Below are 5,115 nucleotides of genomic sequence, written 5' to 3'. Positions count from 1 at the left end.
GATATGTCAGAAAAAGCCTATCCTTTTCAAGAAAACTCAAATACCATCACTTGGTTACTAAGCTTTTTGTCGTCAATTATAACCAAGAGTGCATCAACACCTTTTAAATAACTACCATGTATGGTATAATTTATGAGATATATAAAGATTTTTTATAGTAAACGAGAGTCCTATTTTACATTTCTATGTTTATATTAGCAAGATAATTGCCATACACAAACGAATTACCTAACTATCTACTTCACTTCATGAATTTATTAAACACTACGACTGACCTTATCAATCGTAAGGTACTTCGTCGCGACAAAGATCGCTGGAATTATCAGTACAATTTAGGCCGCTGGGATGGTCTGGGCGACATTCACGAACTGGCACGTTTCAGTGTCATTGTGGGCTATGCCCAACATCTAAAACCCAATGGGAAAATTTTGGAAATCGGTGCGGGAGAAGGATACCTTCAACAGCGATTCGATAAATCCAAGTACGAGCTTTATTATTCGACCGACGTATCGGACATAGCCATTGCCAATGCTAAAAAATATGAGGATGAAAAAACCAAGTACCTCATTGCGGACATGAACACCTATATTCCTGACCAAAAGTTTGACGTCATTATCATCAACGAAGCGATTTATTACGGAATTTCCGTGGATAAAGTACTGACCCGTTTTAACCCCTATTTGGAAGAAGGCGGTATTTTTATCGTAAGTATCAATGGTGATGAACGCAACGCCGAATGGCACAAAATGATGGAAAATTCTTCGTTTTCTAAAATTGATGGTACGACTGTCAACACAACCCGTAACACTTTTTACATTACGGTCTTGAAAAAGAAGTAAAAAGGTCATTTAACCCCTAAGCCCGATTTTATCAGTCGGGCTTTTTTTGTTACAATTATCTAAATTTATTACAATTTGTAGATATAAAATCTAAAATATCTTTTAATTATAGACTATATTTTATTATTTACGAACATTCTAAGGGTATTGTCACTGTTCAAAATAAACAATATTTAATTTTGTGGCGTTGATAGAGAGAAACAGTAAACAACTTATCTTATGATTGTAGAAAATCCAATCAACCCCGACAAAGTAGCCGAGAATCCGGGCCTGATGGCGTACGCCCATTCCGTAGGCGGAGCCGTGATAAAGCCCGAAGATATGGGAAAAGCCAAAGGAAAAGCTGTCTTAGCGATGCGACAGCAGACTGAACGGCAGCTCAATCAGATTTACCAGCAAATGGCAACGTTGGCGCAGCAAGCCAAAGAATTACGACAAAGAGTGGATGTTTCGGAACGAATTTATGCCGCGCAGATGAATTTTGAGCCCGTTTTGAACGAAACCTATTATGTGTACGAGAAAGAAGACGGTCGCGATGTTTTGTCGATGGTTGCTCCTCAGGAGTGGGGACGTTCTTACAAATACAGTCGCTATATTGCCAAAGTGATTATGTTAGCCGATCATACTTGGCACGTCGAATACAACGAAAATGTGCAGTAAAACAATTTAAAGTAAGCAGTCAATCTATTCAAATCAAACGGCAGTCTTATTAAACTCTCCGTTTGTCACAAAAATCCCCTTTTTGGTAAACCCAACGAGGGGATTTTTCGTTTATTAACTTTGAATATTGCAACACATCCCCCCTCTAACTGCGTAAATTCATTTAAAGCCATAAAAAAATTGCCAAATCGATTAAACTTTTTTATTTTCATCACACGTTAGTTAATGAAGGCAGACAGGAACAAAACTCCCCACCGGTGATAAAATCTTTAGTACGTTTCAATCGCATCTATTTTTTAATTGGACTTGTGTTTTCCACCTGGCAAGCATTTTCCCAAACATCCTACACACTTTCGGGACGCGTTACGGATGCCCAAACGGGTGACCCCGTCCCATTTGCAGCGGTGGCTATCAAAGGTAAATCGGTGGGAGTATCTACCAATTTTGAAGGATTTTATACGCTCAAAACTACCCAAATCGGCGATTCGCTGTTGGCTTCTTCTATGTCGTATCGAGTTCGGGTCAAAGCCATTAGGAAAGACAGCTTAGTCCAAACGATTGATTTTCAGTTAGAGTCGTCCGAATTGAAACTACAGGAAGTAAAAATATATGCGGGCGAAAACCCTGCCTATGACATATTGCGGCAAGTCGTCAAAGAAAAACCTTTGCATAATCCCACTCGCCTAAACGCTTACGAATACGAAAGTTATAATAAAATAGAGGTTGACGTTGATAACATCTCCAGCCGTTTTCGGAAGCGTAAATCCATGAAACAAATTACGGGAGCCGTGGAGCAGTTTGATAAAATCGCGGGAGAAGATGGTCGTCCTGTCATACCGATTTACTTATCCGAATCTTTGTCTAACTATTATTTTCGAGAAAATCCACGCAAAAAAAAGGAGCAGATTCTGAAAACTAAACTCTCGGGCATTGCTGTAACAGACGGCAGTTTGATTTCTCAGATGATTGGGTCGTCATTTCAACAATACAATTTTTACCAAAATTGGCTCAATGTCGTTGATAAAGACTTCCATTCTCCCATTGCTGACGGATGGAAAAATACGTATGAATACTACTTGATTGACACTACTTTTGTGGGCGGTTATTGGTGCTATCAAATTGATTATGAACCCAAACGAGAACAGGACTTGGCGTTTAGCGGTTCGATTTGGGTGGATACCCTCTCCCACGCACTTGTACAGGTGGATGCGACCGTGGGAAAACGCGCCAACATCAATTTTGTTGAGCGTATCAAAATCCAGCAGGAATACGAACAAATCGGAGACAGCACTTGGATGCCGGTCAAATCGCGAGTACTAATTGATGTAGCGGAATTGACTGACTCAACGGCAGGAATGTTGATTAAGTTTTACACTTCCAATCGCAATGTTACCGTCAATCAACCACGCCCGCCTAAGTTCTACGATTATCCCATCGAGCTTTCGGCAGATTACCGCGATTATCCCAATGATTTTTGGGACAAAGCCCGCCACGAACCCCTCACGGTAGGCGAGCAAACTGCATATCGGCTCATTGACTCAGTAAAACAAGTACCCATTGTTCGAACTTACATTGAAGTACTCAATATGGCTGTCAATGGCTATAAACGTCTTCCTAAAGTTAATATTGATGCAGGACCATTTTTGTATCTATACTCTCACAACCTCATTGAAGGAAATCGTTTTCGTATCGGAGCCAAAACCAATCCTGATTTCAGTCGCAAATGGATCTTAAGCGGCGCGGCAGCTTACGGCACACTCGACCAAAAATGGAAGTATAATTTCAGTGTAGATTATATATTCAGCCGAAAGCCGTGGACCATCGGCGGCATCAGTCACAGTTATGACTTAGAGCGTATTGGACTATCTTCCGAAGCCATCGGTAACAACGTACTTTTTGGTGCCATGACACGCTGGGGTACCTACCGACGCGGATATTTTGAAGGCATCAGTTCGGGTTATCTCAAGCGGGAATTATTCAGAGGATTCACTCAAACAGTTGGAATAAGACATCGTACTTTTCATCCTATGTATGCCTTCGCCTTCCGCACTTTTCCCGGTTTAGGTGACCGTTCACCCATTCAGAGTGACTATCAAACTTCAGAATTATTTTTTGAAACGCGTTGGGGAAAAGACGAGGTTTTTGTTTACAACGACAACGAACGCCTGACATTAGGTACTCATAAATGGCCACTCGTTATGCTGCGCTACCAATTAGGGATGCGCAATTTTATGAACAGCGATTTTAGTTACCATCGAATATCACTTAGTGTAAAGCAGAATTTTCGAGTAGGCATTTGGGGCCGTTCTTATTACAATCTAACAATGGGGTATATCCCTTCTACCCTTCCTTACCCTTTGCTTCATACTCCTTTGGGTAATGAGTCCCTGTTTTACGTAGAAAATGCGTTTAACCTCATGAACTATTTTGAGTTTGTAAGCGACCGCTACGTTCAACTTCGTTACGAGCACAATTTTGAGGGACTGCTTTTCAATCGCATTCCTGCTATCAAACGGCTTAAATGGCGCTTTTTAGCCAATGCAAAAGTTCTTTATGGCAGTGTTCGCCCGGCCAATATGAATTTGCTTGCCCCTACCAACACCCAGGGACAAGCGGTATTAGGTTTCAGTACCTTGGATAAAACACCGTATGTGGAAGTAGGTTATGCCATAGATAACATCTTTAAAGTACTCCGGATAGATGCTATCCATCGGCTTACCTACCGCCAAAATCCAGGCGTAACTCCTTTCTCCGTAAAATTTTCTTTCTGGTTCAATATTTAAAAAGAGCCAATTTCATACGTATCCGTTCAATAAATTGTTACCTTAATATTTATAAAATCGTCGTGACATTGTCTGAATGTTTGAATAAAAACCGTTTAGACGTGTGAAAAACGCACAAGAAATTCCCGTTTTTTATCGTTTAAAATAAAGGGAATACTATCTTTCTAAAGGGTTTATTTTCTGAGATTACGCACCTGATAAAGAGAAGTTTATGGCATATTTTAAGCAGCTTTGGAAGCACTTTATTATTGTTTGCCTCTGTTTCTTCACTACTTTTGAAGTTAATGCTCAATGTAAGCAGAAATATTCTTGGGCGACTTGGAGCAATTTTAACGGCAAAAATGCGACCAGAAATATTTTAGTAAATGGAAAATTAGTTAGTGTGACAATGTCAGCCAATTATGATTTCAACTCTACAAGCAGCATTTACGGATTCAATAACTTTAATCGGTTCAGCGGTGTATCCGCAATTCCTAATTCAACTGTTCCGAGTACCACTTGGTCTGCCGGGCCAGGTGGAAAAACAACCATGTGCTTTTCCGAACCCGTTACCAATCCGATTCTTCTGGTAGCCTCTTTGGGAAGCGTTTTTGCAGATGGTTCAGGTACTACTGTTGATCTTCGTTTATCCGAACCGTATATTGTCTTATATGACGGTGTTGGAATGACGTATAAAAATGATTATGCAATCAGTGGTTTGGAAGGTTTCGCCATTTTATGGCTCTTTATGAAATTACTTGCAAGCCATGGTTCTGAAATGCAAATCGAATCATTTTTTTAAAAGTATGTTTGCTTCTAAACCCTCTGGCAATGCGTTTGATGGTTTGAATTTT

Annotated in this window: 4 protein-coding genes; all 4 read left to right on the top strand. The window is 40.2% G+C overall.

Annotated features, from left to right (window positions below; all coding sequences use genetic code 11):
* Positions 1-248 precede the first annotated feature (248 nt).
* Positions 249-839 (top strand): bifunctional 2-polyprenyl-6-hydroxyphenol methylase/3-demethylubiquinol 3-O-methyltransferase UbiG, encoded by a 591-nt coding sequence (locus tag Q0081_RS13695; protein ID WP_298354276.1) that lies wholly within the window; start codon positions 249-251, stop codon positions 837-839.
* Between the two features lie 219 nt (positions 840-1,058).
* Complete coding sequence (locus Q0081_RS13690; RefSeq protein WP_298354273.1) at positions 1,059-1,499, top strand: DUF2452 domain-containing protein; 441 nt, start codon at positions 1,059-1,061, stop codon at positions 1,497-1,499.
* A gap of 257 nt (positions 1,500-1,756) precedes the next feature.
* Complete coding sequence (locus Q0081_RS13685; protein WP_298354270.1) at positions 1,757-4,282, top strand: DUF5686 and carboxypeptidase-like regulatory domain-containing protein; 2,526 nt, start codon at positions 1,757-1,759, stop codon at positions 4,280-4,282.
* Between the two features lie 211 nt (positions 4,283-4,493).
* A complete protein-coding gene (locus tag Q0081_RS13680; RefSeq protein WP_298354268.1) occupies positions 4,494-5,063 on the top strand; it encodes a hypothetical protein in 570 nt (189 codons plus the stop codon).
* Positions 5,064-5,115 lie beyond the last annotated feature (52 nt).

Origin of the sequence: Runella sp., from assembly GCF_027484545.1 — a bacterium.
Taxonomy (GTDB): Bacteria; Bacteroidota; Bacteroidia; order Cytophagales; family Spirosomataceae; genus Runella.
This window is presented reverse-complemented; position numbering and strand designations above follow the sequence as displayed.

Bases quoted from the DNA above. Each gene is read 5' to 3' on its own strand.
- Q0081_RS13695 (WP_298354276.1), top strand. From the start codon at position 249: ATGAATTTATTAAACACTACGACTGACCTTATCAATCGTAAGGTACTT.
- Q0081_RS13690 (WP_298354273.1), top strand. From the start codon at position 1,059: ATGATTGTAGAAAATCCAATCAACCCCGACAAAGTAGCCGAGAATCCG.
- Q0081_RS13680 (WP_298354268.1), top strand. From the start codon at position 4,494: ATGGCATATTTTAAGCAGCTTTGGAAGCACTTTATTATTGTTTGCCTC.